General features: G+C 61.4%; 18 protein-coding genes. 7 read left to right on the forward strand and 11 right to left on the reverse strand.

Annotated elements, in window-relative coordinates:
- The first annotated feature begins 1 nt into the window (after position 1).
- The 3 genes from NXC14_RS00680 (at position 2) to NXC14_RS00690 (ending at position 1,600) form a co-directional block, all read left to right on the forward strand.
- Positions 2-697, forward strand: a complete 696-nt coding sequence (locus NXC14_RS00680; RefSeq protein ID WP_085776523.1) for a YafY family protein — start codon at positions 2-4, stop codon at positions 695-697.
- Positions 698-840: 143 nt separating this feature from the next.
- Positions 841-1,101 (forward strand): hypothetical protein, encoded by a 261-nt coding sequence (locus tag NXC14_RS00685; protein ID WP_085776524.1) that lies wholly within the window; start codon positions 841-843, stop codon positions 1,099-1,101.
- 130 nt (positions 1,102-1,231) lie between these two features.
- Complete coding sequence (locus tag NXC14_RS00690) at positions 1,232-1,600, forward strand: VOC family protein (RefSeq protein ID WP_085776525.1); 369 nt, start codon at positions 1,232-1,234, stop codon at positions 1,598-1,600.
- A 19-nt stretch (positions 1,601-1,619) separates the two neighbouring features.
- Here NXC14_RS00690 and NXC14_RS00695 read toward each other — a convergent pair whose 3' ends face one another.
- The gene (locus NXC14_RS00695) at positions 1,620-2,474 is read right to left on the reverse strand and encodes a prephenate dehydratase (protein ID WP_085776526.1); all 855 of its coding nucleotides are present in this window, start codon (positions 2,472-2,474) and stop codon (positions 1,620-1,622) included.
- 10 nt (positions 2,475-2,484) lie between these two features.
- A complete protein-coding gene (locus tag NXC14_RS00700) occupies positions 2,485-3,240 on the reverse strand; it encodes a 3-deoxy-manno-octulosonate cytidylyltransferase (protein ID WP_085776527.1) in 756 nt (251 codons plus the stop codon).
- A 153-nt stretch (positions 3,241-3,393) separates the two neighbouring features.
- Here NXC14_RS00700 and NXC14_RS00705 point away from each other — a divergent pair, with 153 nt between their 5' ends.
- Entirely contained in the window at positions 3,394-3,957 is a 564-nt protein-coding gene (locus tag NXC14_RS00705; RefSeq protein WP_085776528.1) for a cytochrome c family protein, read from the forward strand.
- Positions 3,958-4,029: 72 nt separating this feature from the next.
- Here the strand turns inward: NXC14_RS00705 and NXC14_RS00710 are convergent, their stop codons facing one another.
- Positions 4,030-4,977, reverse strand: a complete 948-nt coding sequence (locus tag NXC14_RS00710) for an AEC family transporter (RefSeq protein WP_085776529.1) — start codon at positions 4,975-4,977, stop codon at positions 4,030-4,032.
- A 463-nt stretch (positions 4,978-5,440) separates the two neighbouring features.
- Here NXC14_RS00710 and NXC14_RS00715 point away from each other — a divergent pair, with 463 nt between their 5' ends.
- Complete coding sequence (locus NXC14_RS00715) at positions 5,441-6,433, forward strand: adenosine kinase (protein WP_085779917.1); 993 nt, start codon at positions 5,441-5,443, stop codon at positions 6,431-6,433.
- Here the strand turns inward: NXC14_RS00715 and NXC14_RS00720 are convergent.
- Positions 6,426-6,965: an SH3 domain-containing protein gene (locus NXC14_RS00720; protein ID WP_011423530.1), complete on the reverse strand. Its 540-nt coding sequence runs from the start codon at positions 6,963-6,965 to the stop codon at positions 6,426-6,428. The two genes, NXC14_RS00715 and NXC14_RS00720, sit on opposite strands and share 8 nt — an antisense overlap.
- A 184-nt stretch (positions 6,966-7,149) precedes the next feature.
- Between NXC14_RS00720 and NXC14_RS00725 the strand changes: the two genes are divergently transcribed.
- Positions 7,150-8,151, forward strand: coding sequence for a D-glycerate dehydrogenase (locus NXC14_RS00725; RefSeq protein WP_085776530.1), 1,002 nt, complete (start codon positions 7,150-7,152; stop codon positions 8,149-8,151).
- 6 nt (positions 8,152-8,157) lie between these two features.
- Here the strand turns inward: NXC14_RS00725 and NXC14_RS00730 are convergent, their stop codons facing one another.
- The 3 genes from NXC14_RS00730 to recF form a co-directional block, all read right to left on the reverse strand.
- Positions 8,158-8,631, reverse strand: coding sequence for a GNAT family N-acetyltransferase (locus tag NXC14_RS00730; RefSeq protein WP_085776531.1), 474 nt, complete (start codon positions 8,629-8,631; stop codon positions 8,158-8,160).
- Entirely contained in the window at positions 8,628-9,395 is a 768-nt protein-coding gene (locus NXC14_RS00735; protein WP_157131438.1) for a molybdopterin-synthase adenylyltransferase MoeB, read from the reverse strand. Before NXC14_RS00735 ends, NXC14_RS00730 begins: the two co-directional genes overlap by 4 nt.
- 62 nt (positions 9,396-9,457) lie before the next feature.
- A complete protein-coding gene (gene recF / locus NXC14_RS00740) occupies positions 9,458-10,582 on the reverse strand; it encodes a DNA replication/repair protein RecF (RefSeq protein ID WP_085779918.1) in 1,125 nt (374 codons plus the stop codon).
- Between the two features lie 383 nt (positions 10,583-10,965).
- Here recF and NXC14_RS00745 point away from each other — a divergent pair, with 383 nt between their 5' ends.
- The gene (locus NXC14_RS00745; RefSeq protein ID WP_085776533.1) at positions 10,966-11,331 is read left to right on the forward strand and encodes a helix-turn-helix transcriptional regulator; all 366 of its coding nucleotides are present in this window, start codon (positions 10,966-10,968) and stop codon (positions 11,329-11,331) included.
- A 116-nt stretch (positions 11,332-11,447) separates the two neighbouring features.
- On the opposite strand, the gene NXC14_RS00750 is transcribed toward NXC14_RS00745, so the two are convergent.
- The 4 genes from NXC14_RS00750 to NXC14_RS00765 form a co-directional block, all read right to left on the reverse strand.
- Positions 11,448-11,648: a hypothetical protein gene (locus NXC14_RS00750; protein ID WP_085776534.1), complete on the reverse strand. Its 201-nt coding sequence runs from the start codon at positions 11,646-11,648 to the stop codon at positions 11,448-11,450.
- A gap of 339 nt (positions 11,649-11,987) precedes the next feature.
- Complete coding sequence (dnaJ, locus tag NXC14_RS00755) at positions 11,988-13,115, reverse strand: molecular chaperone DnaJ (protein WP_085776535.1); 1,128 nt, start codon at positions 13,113-13,115, stop codon at positions 11,988-11,990.
- An 85-nt stretch (positions 13,116-13,200) separates the two neighbouring features.
- Complete coding sequence (gene dnaK / locus NXC14_RS00760) at positions 13,201-15,117, reverse strand: molecular chaperone DnaK (protein WP_085776536.1); 1,917 nt, start codon at positions 15,115-15,117, stop codon at positions 13,201-13,203.
- A gap of 282 nt (positions 15,118-15,399) precedes the next feature.
- On the reverse strand, positions 15,400-17,727 hold the full coding sequence (locus tag NXC14_RS00765; protein ID WP_085776537.1) for a transglycosylase domain-containing protein: 2,328 nt from the start codon (positions 17,725-17,727) through the stop codon (positions 15,400-15,402).
- Positions 17,728-18,022: the final 295 nt, after the last annotated feature.

The following is an 18,022-nucleotide window of genomic DNA, read 5'->3' on the forward strand; positions in this document are numbered from 1 at the left end:
CATGCCGGTCGCCCGCTCGGAACGGCTGCTGACGCTGCTGCAGACGCTTCGGCGTTATCGGCGGCCGGTGACTGGAACTGTTCTTGCCCAGGAAACCGGCGTCAGTCTTCGCACGCTCTATCGCGATATTGCCAGCCTGCAGGCCCAGGGCGCGATGATCGAAGGCGAAGCGGGCATCGGCTATGTGCTGAAGCCCGGCTTTATGCTGCCGCCGATGATGTTTTCCGAAGAAGAGCTGGAAGCCTTGGTGCTCGGTTCGCGTTGGGTGGCCCGCGCGGCCGAGCCGCGCCTTGCCGGCGCCGGCGCCGATGCGCTCGCCAAGATCGTCGCCGTGCTGCCGGCCGACATGCGTGACATGGTCGATTCGGCGACACTCTTCGTCGGCCGCAAGCGCCAGGACGAGGACAGGGCCGATGTTTCGGCTATCCGCAAGGCGATCCGTCTGGAGCGCGTGCTCGAACTGCATTACGGCGACGAGCAGGGCCGTATCTCCCGTCGCCGTGTCTGGCCCTTCGCGCTCGGCTATTTCGAGCATGTGCGCATCATCATGGCCTGGTGCGAACTGCGCCAGGATTTCCGCCATTTCCGCACCGATCGCATCATTGATATGGCGGTCCATGAGATGCGTTATCCCCGTCGCCGCACAGCGCTCCTAAAGGAATGGCGCGAGACGCAGGACGTGCCGCTGGAGACCTGAACGCTGCTGCCATAAACTGTCAGCAGGGAGAGCTATTATCAGTCTCACTTTACTACAGCGCCGCGCGTCTTCGGACGCGCAAGGACGCTGTGACATCCAGGTTTAGCGCATCGTGCCGATGCGCTTGGGAAGGAGTACTGATCATGGTAACGCCGCCAGTCATTCAACAGGCCGGTGATCGCTTCGCCTCCGACAGCTTTGCCGATATCATTTCGGCCGAAACCTTTGCTGACGTCCGGCAGTCGGCAGGCTCCGGCCGACTGCGCCTGGCTATGAGCTTTTTCCGGTTCTCCGAGAGCAACCGCTCGAAACTCGATATCGAAGCCATACCGGATTCCCGCAAGCGCGACCTCGGTTTCATGGATGGGCGCAACCCGCGCCTCCAGGACCGGTTCCCGCTCTAAATATCTGATTGTCCAACTCATCCACTCGCCGAGAACGGGCGTTGCCTTTGCAGCGCCTTTTGTTTCCTGCTGCCATAAATTGGCAGCAGGAAATCTCGCCGACCCAACTTACTGCAACGGGAGAACCGAAATGACCAGCCCCAATCTGATAATTCTCTATGTCAAGGATCCGGCAGAGAGCGCGAGCTTCTATCGGAACCTCCTGAACCGCGAGCCGGCCGTCGAAGCGCCGAATTTCGTCGCCTTCCCGCTCGATGGCGGCTTCACCCTTGGTCTCTGGCGGCGCAGCAAGGTCGAGCCGCAGCCCTCGGCCATCGGCAATCGAGGCGAAGTGGCCTTCATGCTGGCGGGAGAAAATGCCGTCGCCAGGCAATATGATGACTGGCGTCAGCGTGGCCTGCCGATTGCCCAGGAACTGACTGAACTCGATTTCGGCCCGACCTTCGTCGTGCTCGACCCGGACGGGCATCGGCTCCGCGTATGCGAGCCGGATAAATAATGAGAGAGCGCAAGGCCTGTTAAAGCAGGCCTCGCATCACATGCCCCTTGTAGACCCCGAGGATGCGCACCTTTTCGGAGAAGAAACGCAGCTCCTCCAATGCTCGGCGAACGTTCGGATCGTTCGGATGGCCCTCGATATCGGCGTAGAATTGCGTCGCCACGAATTTTCCGCCGAGCTGATAGCTTTCGAGCTTCGTCATGTTGATGTTGTTCGTCGCAAACCCGCCGAGCGCCTTGTAAAGCGCAGCCGGAATGTTGCGAACGTTGAAGACGAAGGTGGTGACGACCTTTTCCTCAGCCGAAGTGCGTTGCGCCCATTCCTCATCGCGCGACAGGATCACGAAACGGGTGACGTTGTTTTCCGTGTCCTCGACATTCTCGGCGACGATCTCCAGCCCGTAGAGATCAGCGGCAAGGCGCGGAGCAAGCGCCGCCATCGAGCGATCGCCGGTTTCCTTCACGAATTTTGCCGCCCCGGCCGTATCGCCGGCGATGACAGGCTTCCAGCCGTGAGCGCGCACAATCTTGCGGCACTGTCCGAGGGCGTGGATATGGCTGTGGACGGTGCGGATCTCATCCTTGGTGACCCCGGGCAGAACCATCAGCTGAAAGCGGATCGGCATGAAATATTCGCCGATGATATGCAGCCGCGATTCCGGCAGCAGATGATGGATGTCGGCGACGCGTCCGGCAATGGTATTCTCGATCGGGATCATTGCGATATCGGCGTCGCCATTGTCGACCGCCGTGAAGGCATCCTCGAAAGTCTGGCAGGGCAGCGGCTCCATTGTCGGAAACATGTCGCGGCAGGCCATGTCGGAATTGGCGCCGAATTCGCCCTGGAAGGCGATCCTGTTGGTCTTGATGTTCATGATAGTCCCGTTAGTTCTGCCGTGCAGAGAGGATGCGTCGCGCTTTTTCGAGGTCGGCCGGAGTATCGACACCGAGCGGAACCGTGTCAACGATCTCGGCATCTATGCGCATGCCGGCCTCCAGCGCCCGCAATTGTTCCAGCGATTCCCGCTTTTCGAGTGTCGACGGACCGAGCGAGACGAACCGTTCGAGCGCCGCGCGCCGATAGGCGTAGAGGCCGATATGATGGTACAGCGGCCCCTTGCCGTAGGGCGCCGTCGCGCGCGTGAAGTAGAGGCCGCGCAGGCGGGTGTCGGAAATCGGAGAGCCGATGACCTTGACGATGTGGGGCGCGGTCTTGTCCTCCTCATTATCGATTTCGATGGTCAGCGTGCCGATATCGACCGCTTCGTTCTCGAGGGGGCGCAAGGCCGCCCGCACCGTTTCCGGCTCGATTGTCGGCAGGTCGCCCTGGACGTTGACGATGAACTTCGCCCTGCCGTCCGGATCAACCTTCTTCAACGCCTCGAAGATGCGGTCCGAGCCGGATTGATGATCCTTGCTGGTCATGACGACTTCGAAGCCGGCGGCGGCAACCGTATCGAACACCTGCGGATCGTCGACGGCGACGACGACCCGGCCGATTTCGGCTTCTTTTGCGCGCATCGCCACCTGCACGATCATCGGCAGTCCACAAATATCGGCGAGCGGCTTGCCCGGAAGCCGAGTGGAGGCCATCCGTGCCGGGATCAATACGAGCACGTCGTCGAAATTTGAATCACGCATTGTTCGGGCCTTCTATTCCGGGCTGAAAAGTGTCAAAAAGTCTCACGCATAAGACCATTTAGACAGTTGCAACGAACAGTCAAAAGACATAGGTTCCGCGCGATTTCAAGATGGTCCGGTTCTGGTCTGCCGGCTGCAAGGGGAGCATTGCAGATGAATTCATACGTCAATACGGCCGTGGGGGCACTGCTCGGAACGATTTTCGTTCTGATGTCGGTCTCCATCGCGTCCGAGGGGATCTTCCATTCCGAAGCGCCGGAGAAGGAAGGTTTCGCGATCGTTGCCGAAGAGGCGCCTGCCGCCGGCGGTGAAGCTGCGCCGGCTGCTGCCGTTCCGATCGCCCAGTTGCTCGCTTCTGCAGATGCCAAGGCCGGTGAAGCGATCTTCAAGAAGTGTCAGGCCTGTCATGACGGCACCAAAGGCGGACCGAACAAGGTCGGTCCGAACCTCTTTGGTGTCGTAGATCGCCCGATCGCCTCGCATGAGGGCTTTGCCTATTCCGCTGCGATGAAGGATTTCTCCAAGGGCGGCAGCGAGAAGTGGACTTTCGAGAACCTCAACAAGTTCCTGCTGGCGCCGAAGAAGGACGTTCCAGGCACCGCGATGGGCTTCGCCGGTCTGGCGAAGGATCAGGATCGCGCCAACGTCATCCTCTACCTGCACACGCTCGCTGATTCGCCGGTGCCGCTTCCGGATCCGAAAACGGCCACGCAGTGAACGGCATGATGATCGCATTCATGGAAAAGCCCGGCTCGCAAGCCGGGCTTTTCTTATTATGCCGAGACCCGCTCAGGCGCCCAGGAAATAAGCCCAGAGCGAGACCGTGATGGCGCCGAGCGCCGTTGTCACCGTGATCGTCGAGGCGGCGAGGCTGTGGCCGACGCCGAACCGGTTGGCGATCAGCCAGGCGTTGACGCCTGTCGGCACCGACGAGGTCAGCACGATCGCTGCCGTCCATGCAGGGCTGAGGCCGAGGAGATGGCTCGCCGCCCAGACGCAACCGGGCAGCAGCAGCAGCTTTAAACTCGAGGTGACGCTGGCAATGCCGAAATTGCCGGAGACGCCGTATCTCTCCAGCGCCATGCCGAGCGAGATCAGCGCCGCCGGACCGGCAATGCCGGCGATCTGATTGACGACCGTCGCCAGCGTCGCCGTCATGGTAAGGCCGGAAAGATGCATGGCCATGCCGGCCGCAAGCCCGATGACCAGCGGATTGCGTATGAGATTGATGACGATCTGGCGAAGCACGAACACCATGCTGCGGTCGCTTTTGCCGGCGATCTTGCGCTCCGCGTGCTCCATCAGCACTGTGCCGGCGACCATCATGACAGGCAGATGCACGGCAAGCAGGATCGACAACGCCACCAGCCCTTCGTCGCCGATGGTCCGCTGAACGAGCGGCAGCCCGATGAAGACGTTGTTGGCAAAGGCTGAGGACACCCCGGCAAGTACGCCGATCCGTTCGTCGCGGCCGAAAAGCCGTGTGGCGGCGATATGCCCGGCCGTCCAGGTGATGGCGACGCCGGAGAAATAGACGATCCAGAGCCGGAAAGGGGAGGCGCCGTGGAAATCCGCTTCGGCGATGGTGCGGAAGAGCAGAAGCGGCACGGCGATCTTGAAGACGAATTCGCTGAGCGCGTCGCCGACATTCGATGCCATCAGGCCGCTGCGAACGATCACCCAGCCGATGAGGATCAGGATGAAGATAGGAAGGACGTCGAGAATGATGGCTGACATGAGGCGGGATGCTCTGCGGGGAAGGGGAGTATCCGACCTCTACAGCATTGGCCCGAAAATCGGAATCGATTTTCGGTAAGTCCGATGCGTAGATCTAAAGAGTGAGAGCGTCCTTTGCGCGCCCGAACGGACGCACGGCGCTCGAGCAGCAAGGCAAGCGCCGCCCGCTTTTCCGCATCCGGCCTTGCCGGATGCCCGAATCGCGAAGCTGCCAGTTCATCCGTGGTCAGCATCGCGCCGGTAAGATCGAAGGGGTCATCCCTCGGGTGCCCGGCTGCAACTGAAAGCTGCTCATGCCGGTGTTCCTGCGAGTATTTCTAGATTTCGAAGATGACAGGGGCGTGACGAATGAGCGGCACTTTTGCGAAGAAATAGATGCGCCATTCACCATTTGTCCTTCCAAACCGCGGAAATTTCGCTAAGACCGAACCCCGGCTATCACAAATCCGGGACCCCCCATTTCATGACAAGATTCGATGTTCTGACGGTCGGCAACGCAATCGTGGATATCATCGCCCGTTGCAACGATCAGTTCCTCATTGACAACCAGATCACGAAGGCGGCGATGAACCTCATCGACGCCGAACGCGCCGAACTCTTGTATTCACGCATGGGGCCGGCTCTCGAAGCCTCCGGCGGCAGCGCCGGCAACACGGCGGCGGGCGTTGCCAACCTCGGCGGCAGGGCGGCCTATTTCGGCAATGTCGCTGCAGATCAGCTAGGCGACATCTTCACCCACGACATTCGCGCCCAGGGCGTTCACTACCAGACGAAGCCGAAGGGCACCTTCCCGCCGACCGCGCGTTCGATGATCTTCGTCACCGAGGATGGCGAGCGTTCGATGAATACCTATCTCGGCGCCTGCGTCGAACTCGGTCCTGAGGATGTCGAGGCCGATGTCGTTGCCGATGCCAAGGTCACCTATTTCGAAGGTTATCTCTGGGATCCGCCGCGCGCCAAGGAGGCGATTCTCGACTGCGCCCGCATCGCCCATGAAAACGGCCGGGAAATGTCGATGACGCTGTCCGATAGTTTCTGCGTCGATCGGTACCGCGGCGAGTTCCTCGATCTGATGCGCTCCGGCAAGGTCGATATCGTCTTTGCCAATCGCCAGGAGGCGCTGTCGCTTTACGAGACCGACGATTTCGAAGAGGCGCTGAACAGGATCGCCGCTGACTGCAAGATCGCCGCCGTGACGATGAGCGAGAACGGCGCCGTCATCCTGAAGGGCCGGGAGCGTTATTACGTCGATGCGATCATGATCCGGGAGGTTGTGGATACGACGGGTGCCGGCGACCTGTTTGCCTCCGGCTTCCTCTATGGCTACACGCAGAGACGGTCCCTCGAGGATTGCGGCAAGCTCGGTTGTCTCGCCGCCGGCATTGTCATCCAGCAGATCGGCCCGCGCCCGATGACCTCGCTTTCCGAGGCCGCCAAACAGGCGGGGCTTATTTGAAGGCTTCGCCGGGATAGGCGCCCCAGATTTCCGACTGCGCCACCCAGCCCGCGGCGCCGTCGGTTTCTGCGTGGCACCAATCGCCGTTGCATTCGCCGATCGTCAGCATCACGCCGGGTTCCAGCTTGGCGACGATCGAGGCGGAGGGCTGCGCCTCACGGCGCAGATTGACATAGACGCCCTTGCCCTTCGTCTTCATCCAGGGCGCGGCGATCGCTGCGCGCTGCCCTGATAGCAGCGACTGATTGACCCAGCCTTCAGTACCATCGGCATCGCGGATGCGGCGCCAATTGTCGTATTCCTGGATGATTTCCACCGGAAGGCCGGATTTCAGATACATCCACGATACGGCGAAGTCCGTTCCCGGGCCGATGCGCAGGTTGACGCGCTTCGATTTCAATGTGACGAAGCGCGGCAATGGCAGGCCGCTCGGCCCCTTGGCCGCCTGCGCATGAGCAAATTCTAAGGTTCCCATGGATGCGGCCAGAGCGATCGCAAGGGCGAGGCAGGACTTCAGGACTTTGCTGCGCATGGAGGCTTCCGTTTGCTCGAATTCGCGCCAGGCACGGCCTGCGCGCGGTCCGGGCTTTTACATTCCACGGCTGCACCACGAGTTTTGTTTGTCTTCGCGTGCGGGTCTGGTAGAAATTGCCCGGAACGGGAAAATTATCACCCCTCTTGGTTAAAGACCTCTGAACAAGGCACCGCAGGCAGCCATGACAGCGAAGAAAAAACCGAAGGTCTACATCACCCGCAAGCTGCCGGATGCCGTCGAAACTCGAATGCGGGAGCTCTTCGATGCCGAGCTGAACATCGATGACACGCCGCGCTCCGTTCCCGAGCTCATTGCCGCTGTGCGGAATGCCGACGTGCTGGTGCCGACGGTCACCGATCGCATCGATGCGGCGCTGATCGATGAGGCGGGACCGCAGATGAAGCTGATTGCCAGCTTCTCCAACGGCACCGACCACATCGACGTCGAGGCGGCGGCGCGCAAGGGCATCACCGTCACCAACACGCCGAACGTCCTGACCGAGGACACTGCCGATATGACGATGGCACTGATTCTCGCGGTTCCGAGGCGGCTCGGCGAAGGGGCGCGGGTCCTGTCCGACAAGCCGGGCGAGTGGGCCGGCTGGTCTCCCACCTGGATGCTCGGCCGGCGCATTCACGGCAAGCGGATCGGCATCGTCGGCATGGGGCGAATCGGCACGGCGGTGGCCCGCCGCGCCAAGTCTTTTGGTCTTTCGATTCACTACCACAACCGCAAGCGCGTCAATCCGGCCGTCGAGGACGAGTTGGAGGCAACCTATTGGGAAAGTCTTGACCAGATGCTGGCCCGCGTCGACATCGTCTCGATCAACTGCCCCTCGACACCAGCAACCTTTCACCTGATTTCGGCGCGCCGCCTGGCGCTGCTGCAGCCGACTGCCTATCTCGTCAATACGGCGCGCGGCGACGTCGTCGATGAAACCCAGCTGATCAAATGCCTGAGAGAGGGCAAGATCGCCGGCGCCGGCCTCGACGTCTTCGAGAACGAGCCTGCCGTCAATCCGAAGCTCGTCAAGCTCGCCAATGAGGGCAAGGTCGTGCTGCTGCCGCATATGAGCTCGGCGACGATCGAAGGCCGGATCGACATGGGCGACAAGGTCATCATCAATATTCGCACCTTCATCGACGGCCACAGACCGCCGAATCGGGTGCTGCCTGGCCGCTGATGCGCGTCAGCGTATAAGGCTCTTCCGCATCTCGACGAAGGTCGTCCTGGTGAAACCGGGATGCGCCTTCTCGGCGGTTCTGGAAAATCCCCATGCGGCAAAGACGGCGTGATTGTCGGTAAGCTCGATGCGTGTCTCCAGCCGCAGGGCGGCAAGGCCGAATTCTGCAGCCGTCTCCTCGGCAACTGCCAGCAAACGCCTGCCGAGGCCCTTGCCTTGCGCTGCCGGCAAAACGGCGAGCTTGCCGACATAGAGACAATCGGCCTCCGGCCGCAGAAACAGGCAGCCGGTCAGTTTGCCATCGTCGATGACGACATGGCCGATCTCGGCCTCAGCCTTTGCTGCCAGCGTTTCCGCCGTGAGACCGAGCGCCGAGGATGGCGGATCGATCCTGCCATTCATCGAAGCGAAGGCTGTGAGGATGAGGGCGAGCAGTTCGTCCCAGCGCGTGAAGTTCTGGTCGAGGCGGATAATCCTCATCCGGCCTGCCTGGCGCGGCGGCGCTTATAGCGTACGGTTTCGAACCGGGCCGAGAGTGCGTCGTAAAGCAGCAGCTGCCCGATCAGCGGTTCGCCGGCGCCGGTGATGAGCTTGATCGCCTCCATTGCCATCATCGTGCCGATGACGCCGGTGAGCGCGCCGATAATGCCGGCTTCAGCGCAGCTGGGAATCAGCCCCGCCGGAGGCGCCTCGGGAAACAGGTCGCGATAGCCTGGGTTGGGCGCTCCGTCCTCGGCCGTCTCATAAGGTTTTAGCACGGTCAGTGAACCGTCGAAACGACCGACGGCGCCGGTGACGAGCGGGATACGTGCTTCCTCCGCCGCATCGGCCGCGGCATAACGCGTATCGAAGTTGTCGGAGCCGTCGATCAGGAAATCGAAGCCGGATAATTGACGCCGGGCAGTCTCGCGAGAAAAGCGTTCCTCGAAGCGGACGAGCCGGACATGCGGGTTGAGCCTGGCAATTGCCAAGGCGGCGCTTTCGGTTTTCAGCTCGCCGATCGTGCCGGAATCATGAATCACTTGGCGCTGCAGATTGGACAGCGACACCCGGTCGTCGTCGACGATGCCGAGCGTGCCGATACCGGCGGCGGCGAGATATTGCAGGATCGGCGCACCGAGCCCCCCGGCGCCGATCACCAGCACACGGGCGGCTTTGAGTTTCTGCTGGCCTGCGCCGCCGATTTCGGGGAGCAGGATATGGCGTTGATACCGGGCGATTTCATCGGGGCTGAGAGGTTCCATGGCGGCGATCGTAGCATGGCCGCCGACATCGGCAAAAGCGACATCGGGAAAAGCTGTCTCCCTCATCCCAACACCCTTCCGTCCGCAACCGTAAAGAACTGCGCCCTGTCGCCGAGGGCCGAGAACATTCCCCGATCCGTTCCGGTCATGAAGGCCTGACCTCCCAGTCCGTCGATAAGGTCGAACAGCGCGGCGCGCCTGTTCTCGTCGAGATGCGCAGCGATCTCGTCGAGCAGCAGGATCGGCGCATGACCGGTGAGATTGCCGACGAGTCGCGCATGGGCAAGCACCAAGCCGACAAGCAGCGCTTTCTGTTCGCCGGTGGAACACCGCTCCGCCTCCATCGCCTTTTCGCGGTGGTGTACGATGAGGTCGGTCCGGTGCGGGCCCTCCAGCGTGCGCCCTGCGCCGGCATCGCGGTAACGGCTCTCGGCGAGCATCGCCGCGTAGTCGTCCTCGAGGTCGACCGATGGCCGCGAGAACTGGCCGTCCATGAAGCCTGAGAGCTGCAGCGAGGCTGACGGGAAAGGCGAACTCTCCAGTGTTTCCTCGGTCAGTCGGGTCAAGAGGCCGAGCATCTCCTGGCGGGCGAGCGCCATGGCGATGCCGAGGCTAGCCATCTGTTCTTCGATACCGGCAAGCCAGGAAGGGTCGAAGCGACCTTCGTCCAGCAGCTTGTTGCGGCTGCGCATGGCGTGCTCGAAATCGCTCGCGCGGCGGCCGTGGGCGGGATCGAGCGACAGCACTAGGCGGTCGAGAAAGCGTCGGCGGTCGGCGGAGGCGCCGGTGAAGAGCCCATCCATCGCCGGTGTCAGCCAGAGAAGACGCAGATGATCGGTCAGCTCGTCGGCGGTCTTAGCCGGGGTGCCGTTGATCCGAAGCCGGCGGGCTGTAGTGTCCTCGCCCGTTTCTATGCCGGTTCCGATCTCGACTTCGCCCTCCATGCCGTCAAGCGCCGCGAAGATCGAAAAGCCGCCGGCCGCGCCGACGCGGGTAATGTCGCGATAGGCGGCTCGGCGCAGACCGCGGCCGGGCGAAAGCAGCGAGACCGCCTCCATGAGATTGGTCTTGCCGGCGCCATTGTCTCCGGTCAGCACGGCATGCCGACCATCGAGACTAAGGCTCGCGGCGGCATAATTGCGGAAGTCTGTCAGCTTCAGACGGGAAAGAGAAACCTTATGCGGCATTGCGTATCCGGGTTCGTGAAGCGTGACAGCTAAGCCGAAGCGGCGCAGTTGGCAAGCGCGCCGCTTCGCGCCGCGGATCGCGCGCACTTTACCAGAAGCATCGCAAACACGATCGATTCCGGAACTTTTCGGTACCGTTTTTCCCGAATTCTGGAAAAATACAACCGCATCAGAGGCCTCCGACATTGGGAGTCCTCACCGACGACGGTCACCGTCGGGGTTCTCGGATAGCCTGTATAGCAGGGCTTCTGCGACTTTCCTCGATGGCTGCTGACGTAACGTAATGCCCAGAAAAAGTCGGTTGAATTTTGCAACTGTCGGGTTGCGTTATCCCGGGAAAACGATATGGTGAACAAAAGGTTCATGTATAAGAGAGTGGTGAAGTGCCAGATCCGGTCGATATCATTGTTGGTCGCAACATCAGACAGCTTCGCGCCATTCGTCGTGTTTCCCAGCTCGAGCTTGGTGAAGCACTCGGACTGACTTTTCAGCAGATCCAGAAATATGAAAAGGGGACGAACCGCGTTTCAGCCAGCAAGCTGCATCAGATCGCGGTTTTTCTCGGCGTCGAGATCTCCGCCCTCTTCGAGGGGACGGATATATCGGAATTCGGCGGCCGTATCGAACTCAGCCCTGATGCCTATGCCCTTGCGCTGAGCTACGACAAGCTGAACTCGGCTGCGGGCAAGGAAGCGGTCAAGACCATCCTTACACTCATGAGCGGCGACGTGGTCGAGAGCGCCGCCTGACTCAGCCGAAGCGGTCAGATGATCGCGGAAAAGAAACACTTCTTCAGACAGGGACGATCATCGAATCATGTCGGGCTTGTCCGTAGCAGTAGACGCATTTCGCGACGCCTGGTGAATCAGTGAATCTCGCACCCATGCAACGCCGTCAGCAGGTCGTCCTGCGTCTGGTGGCCGGCGTGGTAGAGGTCGATCGCGATACTGGCGATGGAAAGGCCCTGCTGGCTGCGAAGCTTGATATTGCGCTCGGCACACCATGTGTAGATTGCGCCGGCGAGAACGTCGACATCTTCGGACTGAGAGGAAAAGGCTGGCGCCATGATGGATACTCTTGCTTCGTGGTCCCCGTTAGAGCGTCTGCATCCAAATGGGACGCGCCGGAAACGCTCTGTCGCTCTGAAACTGCGCATCACCCTCCTGACATCGATGCCGAGATCCTGGGTCATGCGCTGACGGCAGAGATTGGAGTCATTTTAAAAACTTGCAAGCGGCATCATCTGGCTGCGTTAACGCAAGTTCCTGTTCCGATCCGGCGCCGTGTCGATCTGGAACAGATCGCCCGGCATGAACTACCCATGTCTCAAATCAGGATTTGCGCGAGCAAAAAAAGCCGGAGACGTTTCATCCCCGGCTCTCGCGATTGCGTATCGATCGACCGCTCAGCCTTCGAAGAATTCCTTCATCCGGGCAAAGAAGCCGGTCGACTCGGGATTGTTCTCCTTGGAGGAAATCTGCTCGAATTCCTGCAGCAATTCGCGCTGACGCTTGGTGAGCTTTTGTGGTGTCTCGATCTGGATCTGGATATACAGGTCGCCTGTCTGCGCCGAACGCAGCACCGGCATACCCTTGCCCTTGAGACGGAACTGTTTGCCGGCCTGCGTGCCCTCAGGCACGCTGACGCGCGATTTGGTGCCGTCGAGCGTCGCGACATCGAAGGTTCCGCCAAGAGCCGCCGTCGTCATGGAGATAGGCACCGCACAATAGAGATCGGCTCCATCGCGCTGGTAGAATTCGTGCGGCTTCACCGACAGGAAGATATAGAGATCGCCGGCCGGTCCGCCGCGAGCCCCGGCCTCGCCCTCGCCCTGCAGGCGGATGCGCGTGCCATCCTCGATGCCGGCGGGAATATTGACCGAGAGCGAACGTTCTTCCGTCACCCGGCCCTGGCCGTGGCACTTCGGGCACGGATCGGGAATGATCTGGCCGCGGCCGTGGCAGGTCGGGCAGGTCCTCTCGATCGAGAAGAAGCCCTGGGCTGCGCGCACGCGCCCCGAGCCCTGGCAGGTGCCGCAGTTCTTCGGCTGGGTGCCGGGCTTGGCGCCCGAACCTGAACAGACGTCGCAAGTGATGGAGGTGGGAACGCGGATTTGCGCCGTCTTTCCCGAGAAAGCCTCTTCCAGCGTTATTTCCATGTTGTAACGGAGATCGGCGCCGCGCTCGCGGCCTCCGGCAGAGCGCTGACGCGCCCGGCCGCCGCCCATCATCTCGCCGAAAATATCCTCGAAGATGTCGGAGAAGCCGCCACCGGCAAAGCCACCGCCACCGCCGCCCATGCCGCCATGTTCGAAGGCCGCATGGCCATAACGATCATAGGCTGCCCGCTTTTGCGGGTCCTTGAGCATCTCGTAGGCTTCGTTGATTTCCTTGAACTTCCGTTCGGCTTCCTTGTCATCCGGGTTCTTGTCCGGATGATATTTCATTGCCAGCTTTCGGAAGGCGCTCTTCAGCTCTTTCTCGTCCGCCGATTTGGCTACACCCAGAGTTTCGTAAAAGTCCGCTTTTGCCATTAAGGATTAAACCCCGGAAATGGATTTCCGGCTGCCATGGTGAGCAGCCGGATCAGGTGTTGAAGCATAACCACGCCGCCGCGGATTACGCGGACTTCTTGCGGTCGTCGTCCTTGATTTCCTCATAGTCGGCGTCGACGACATTGTCGCCGCCTTCCGCGGAGGAATCGGCAGCAGCGCCGCCTTCGGCCTGCTGTGCTTCATAGATCGCCTGGCCGAGCTTCATGGAAACTTCCATGAGCGTCTGGGTCTTGGCCTTGATGTCTTCGGCGTCGGCTTCGGTTGCCTCCGTCGAGGACTTCAGCGCGGCGATCGCATCCGAGATCGCGGTGCGGTCGGCTTCGGAGACCTTGTCGCCGTAATCCTTCAGCGACTTTTCCGTGGAGTGGATCAGGCTTTCGGCCTGGTTCTTGGCTTCGACGGTCTCGCGACGCTTCTTGTCTTCGGCAGCGTGGGATTCGGCGTCCTTGACCATCTTTTCGATGTCGGCGTCGGAGAGGCCGCCGGAAGCCTGGATGCGGATCTGCTGTTCCTTGCCGGTGCCCTTGTCCTTGGCCGAAACTTGCACGATGCCGTTGGCGTCGATGTCGAAGGTGACTTCGATCTGCGGCACGCCGCGCGGCGACGGCGGCAGGCCGACGAGGTCGAACTGGCCGAGCAGCTTGTTGTCGGCAGCCATTTCGCGCTCGCCCTGCGAAACGCGGATGGTGACGGCCTGCTGGTTGTCTTCCGCGGTCGAGAAGGTCTGGCTCTTCTTGGTTGGGATCGTCGTGTTGCGTTCGATCAGACGGGTGAAGACGCCGCCGAGCGTTTCAATGCCGAGCGACAACGGGGTGACGTCGAGCAGCAGAACGTCCTTGACGTCGCCCTGCAGAACGCCGGCCTGGATGGCGGCGCCGAGCGCAACCACTTCATCCGGGTTGACGCCCTTGTGCGGCTCCTTGCCGAACAGCTGCTTGACGACTTCCTGCACCTTCGGCATGCGGCTCATGCCGCCGACGAGAACCACTTCGTCGATTTCGGCAGCGGTGACACCGGCGTCCTTGAGGGCTGCCTTGCAGGGCGCGATCGTACGCTGGACCAGATCGTCGACCAGGCTCTCGAGCTTGGCGCGGGTCAGCTTCAGCGTCAGGTGCTTCGGGCCGGAGGCGTCAGCCGTGATGAACGGCAGGTTGATTTCGGTCTGCTGCGACGACGACAGTTCGATCTTGGCCTTTTCCGCGGCTTCCTTGAGGCGCTGCAGGGCAAGCTTGTCGTTCTTCAGATCGATGCCGTTGTCCTTCTTGAATTCGGCAACGAGATATTCGACGAGGCGCATGTCGAAGTCTTCACCGCCGAGGAAGGTGTCGCCGTTGGTGGACTTCACCTCGAAGACGCCGTCACCGATCTCGAGGATCGAAATATCGAAGGTGCCGCCGCCAAGGTCGTAGACGGCGATCGTCTTGCCATCCTTCTTGTCGAGACCGTAGGCGAGAGCGGCAGCGGTCGGCTCGTTGATGATGCGCAGGACTTCAAGACCGGCAATCTTGCCGGCATCCTTGGTCGCCTGGCGCTGCGCGTCGTTGAAGTACGCCGGAACGGTAATGACGGCTTTCTCGACCTTTTCGCCGAGATAGGATTCGGCGGTTTCCTTCATCTTCTGAAGGATCATCGCGGAAATCTGTGCGGGCGAGTAGCCCTTGCCATTGGCTTCGACCCAGGCGTCGCCATTGTCGCCCTTGACGATGCTGAAGGGAACGAGATGCTTGTCCTTCTCGACGGTCGGGTCTTCGTAGCGGCGGCCGATCAGACGCTTCACCGCAAAAAGCGTGTTCGTCGGGTTGGTGACCGCCTGGCGCTTGGCCGGCTGGCCGACGAGGCGCTCGCCATCATCGGAAAAGGCCACCATGGAAGGGGTCGTGCGCGCACCTTCCGCGTTCTCGATGACCTTTGCGTCCTTGCCGTCCATGACTGCGACGCAGGAATTCGTCGTTCCAAGGTCGATACCAATTACTTTTGCCATGTCATTCTCTCCTTGAAGCAAGCTGTCGGAACCCCCAGAAGGCATTTCCCTGACAGCCCCTTACGGGATGGGTCTACTTGCGATTACGCAATCGTGATTGCGGTGATGCGGCGTATATAAGGAGCGGTTTTCTCGACTGCAAGGCGGGAAATGGCCCCGAATCCGGCAAAACGAATGTGTTGCCTTCAATTTTCGCAGCAGCCGGGAAAGAGGCCGCCCGATCCGCGTAAAGCGTACTATTTCTAGGATAGATAGCTTGCGCCGGGAATGCAGCACGGAATCTCATTGACCCATGATCAGGTCAAGCAGGGTCGTGCGCCGAGGCTGCACCGAAGAGGTCGTCTGCGACCCACCGACATCGCCGGGCGGCACGATGCCGTCGTAGCCTGAACTGCCGCCGTCGGCTACGTCTGCAGGAGGAACCGGGCCGTTGCGGGGGCTTGCCCGCTGTTGACGGACAGGCGCCTGTGGATACCGTTCTGCATTCTCGCCGCCGCCGAAGACGCCGGAAATGATGCCGCCGATCGTCGTCTGTGGCGGCACTTCGGCCGTGACCGGCTGCCCGCCGTCGGGCGCTGCCTGCGCCATCGGCTGGCCGCTGTTCGGATCGTCGATGAGCTGGCCGTTGCCGAAGAGCGGCGCCGGCGAAAGACCCTTGTGGGCGGCGACCATGAATTCCTTCCAGGCTTTGGCTGGAAGACCGCCGCCGGTCACCTTCTTCATCGGCTTGCCGTCGTCATTGCCGAACCAGACGCCTGTCGTGAGGTTGCTGGTAAAGCCGACGAACAGCGCGTCGCGCGAATTCTGCGTCGTGCCGGTCTTGCCCGCCGCCTGCCAGCCGGGAATCTTGGCACTCTTGCCGGTGCCGTTTTCGATGACGCCCATCATCATCGCATCCATCTGCGCGGCGATCTGCTCGGAAAGCACGCGCGGCGGACTGTCATAGGTATTTTCGTAGAGAACCTTCCCCTCGGCGGTCGTCACTCGGCGGATGACGTGCGGCGTCGCCTTGTAGCCGCCGTTCATGAATGCGGCATAGGAGGCGGTCAGTTCCATCAGCGACACTTCGGACGTCCCGAGTGCGATCGAGGCGTTCGGCTGCAGCTCGCTTTCGATCCCGAGCCGGTGGGCGAGCTTGATCACCTGATCCGGCCCGTCATACATGACCAGCTGCGCGGCCACCGTGTTCAGCGACTTCGCGAGCGCGGTCGCCAGCGTCACTTCGCCATTGTATTTCTTCTCGTAATTCTCCGGTGTCCAGTCGCCGATGCGAATCGGCGCGTCGTTAAACACCGAAAATGGCGTCAGCCCTTTTTCCAGCGCTGCCGTATAGACGAAGGGCTTGAACGAAGATCCCGGCTGGCGCTTGGCCTTGACGGCGCGGTTGAACTGGCTCGTCGCATAGTCTCTGCCGCCGACGAGCGCGCGGATCGCCCCGGTGCCATCGATCGAGACTAGGGCCGCCTGCGAGGCATCGAGTTTGCCGCCCTCCTTGTCGAGCACGTCGACCAGCGACTGCTCAGCCTTCTTCTCCAGCGATTTGTCGATCGTCGTATCGACGATGATGTCTTCCTTGACGTCGCCGATCAGTCCCGGCAATTCGTCCATGACCATATCGGCGACATAATGCCCGGCGCCCGACCAGTAGCTCTTGGCCGAAGCCGGGGTCTGCGACATCGCTGTCTTGACCTCGGAATCGGTGATGAACCCCTGCTCGCGCATCGCCGCCAGCACGAGCTGGGCGCGCGCATTCGCCGCTTCCGCGTCGCGGGCCGGCGAAAGCCGCGACGGCGCCTTGAGCAGGCCCGCCAGCACCGCTGCCTCGCCGAGGTTCACATCCCGCGCCGATTTGTTGAAGTAGCGGCGAGAGGCCGCCTCGACGCCATAGGCGTTTGATCCGAAGAACACCCGGTTGAGATACATCGCAAGAATCTGGTCCTTGGTGTATTTCTGCTCCAGCCAGAGCGCGAGCAGCACCTCCTGCACCTTGCGTTCCAGCGTTCTCTCGGGAGAGAGGAAGAGATTCTTGGCAAGCTGTTGCGTCAGGGTCGAACCGCCCTGCACCATGTGGCCGGCCGTGAAATTGGTGACGATCGCCCGCCCAAGGCCGAGCGGATCGACGCCAAAATGCGAATAAAAACGCCGATCTTCGATGGCGATGACGGCTTCGGGAATATAGGGCGACATGTTTTCGAGCGACAGCGCCTCGCCGCCGGTGGCGCCGCGATTGGCAATGACGCTGCCGTCGACGGCGGTGATCTTGACGTTCGGCGGACGCTCGGGGATCGCCCATGTGCTGGCGCTCGGCATGCGCGAGCCGTAATAGAGAACGAGCCCGGCAACGCCGATGCCGGCCCAGATGAAAAGCACGACGCACCAGTAGACCACGCCGCGCAGGAAACCGAAAAGGCCGCCGCCTTCACGCTCCCGCGGCTCGCGCCGCCGCTGGCGGGCGGCACGCTGCGGCGGGGGCTTGGAGCCGCCGCGACGCGCGGATCTGCTTCCGATGACGCGGTCATCGGCGTCGAGCGAAAATTCATCATCTTCGCGGGCCGGGCGGCCGCTGAAGGACGGTTCGATTCTGTCGCCTGATTTGCCTCTGCCTGCCATCGCGGACCGGTCGCATCCCCTGTTCGATCGCGAAGCCCACTTCGCATAACGGCGCCCAGTTACAGCGTCAGGCGTCTCTATTAGACGCGAGAAGGACGCTGTAGCACTTTGAAGTGCTGCATAATTTTGTCCTTAAACTGATTTCGATTTAAGGAACCATACAGCGGGCGACGCGATCATCCGAGTGAACTGTAATTGCGGCGATTTAACGGGGTGTTAAAGGACAAAGAGTGAGTGGTCGCGCTGTCGAGGCGCGCGGGTCATGACCACAGACCGGGGAGGCGGTGTAACAATA

Origin of the sequence: Rhizobium sp. NXC14, from assembly GCF_002117485.1 — a bacterium.
Taxonomy (GTDB): Bacteria; Pseudomonadota; Alphaproteobacteria; order Rhizobiales; family Rhizobiaceae; genus Rhizobium.

What these genes read in the sequence shown, in the direction of transcription:
- NXC14_RS00765 (WP_085776537.1), bottom strand. Translation starts at nt 17,727, where the DNA reads ATGGCAGGCAGAGGCAAATCAGGCGACAGAATCGAACCGTCCTTCAGC.
- NXC14_RS00680 (WP_085776523.1), top strand. Translation starts at nt 2, where the DNA reads ATGCCGGTCGCCCGCTCGGAACGGCTGCTGACGCTGCTGCAGACGCTT.
- NXC14_RS00710 (WP_085776529.1), bottom strand. Translation starts at nt 4,977, where the DNA reads ATGTCAGCCATCATTCTCGACGTCCTTCCTATCTTCATCCTGATCCTC.
- NXC14_RS00715 (WP_085779917.1), top strand. Translation starts at nt 5,441, where the DNA reads ATGACAAGATTCGATGTTCTGACGGTCGGCAACGCAATCGTGGATATC.
- dnaK (WP_085776536.1), bottom strand. Translation starts at nt 15,117, where the DNA reads ATGGCAAAAGTAATTGGTATCGACCTTGGAACGACGAATTCCTGCGTC.
- NXC14_RS00720 (WP_011423530.1), bottom strand. Translation starts at nt 6,965, where the DNA reads ATGCGCAGCAAAGTCCTGAAGTCCTGCCTCGCCCTTGCGATCGCTCTG.
- NXC14_RS00705 (WP_085776528.1), top strand. Translation starts at nt 3,394, where the DNA reads ATGAATTCATACGTCAATACGGCCGTGGGGGCACTGCTCGGAACGATT.
- recF (WP_085779918.1), bottom strand. Translation starts at nt 10,582, where the DNA reads ATGCCGCATAAGGTTTCTCTTTCCCGTCTGAAGCTGACAGACTTCCGC.
- NXC14_RS00735 (WP_157131438.1), bottom strand. Translation starts at nt 9,395, where the DNA reads ATGGAACCTCTCAGCCCCGATGAAATCGCCCGGTATCAACGCCATATC.
- NXC14_RS00730 (WP_085776531.1), bottom strand. Translation starts at nt 8,631, where the DNA reads ATGAGGATTATCCGCCTCGACCAGAACTTCACGCGCTGGGACGAACTG.
- dnaJ (WP_085776535.1), bottom strand. Translation starts at nt 13,115, where the DNA reads ATGGCAAAAGCGGACTTTTACGAAACTCTGGGTGTAGCCAAATCGGCG.
- NXC14_RS00685 (WP_085776524.1), top strand. Translation starts at nt 841, where the DNA reads ATGGTAACGCCGCCAGTCATTCAACAGGCCGGTGATCGCTTCGCCTCC.
- NXC14_RS00725 (WP_085776530.1), top strand. Translation starts at nt 7,150, where the DNA reads ATGACAGCGAAGAAAAAACCGAAGGTCTACATCACCCGCAAGCTGCCG.
- NXC14_RS00695 (WP_085776526.1), bottom strand. Translation starts at nt 2,474, where the DNA reads ATGAACATCAAGACCAACAGGATCGCCTTCCAGGGCGAATTCGGCGCC.
- NXC14_RS00700 (WP_085776527.1), bottom strand. Translation starts at nt 3,240, where the DNA reads ATGCGTGATTCAAATTTCGACGACGTGCTCGTATTGATCCCGGCACGG.
- NXC14_RS00690 (WP_085776525.1), top strand. Translation starts at nt 1,232, where the DNA reads ATGACCAGCCCCAATCTGATAATTCTCTATGTCAAGGATCCGGCAGAG.
- NXC14_RS00750 (WP_085776534.1), bottom strand. Translation starts at nt 11,648, where the DNA reads ATGGCGCCAGCCTTTTCCTCTCAGTCCGAAGATGTCGACGTTCTCGCC.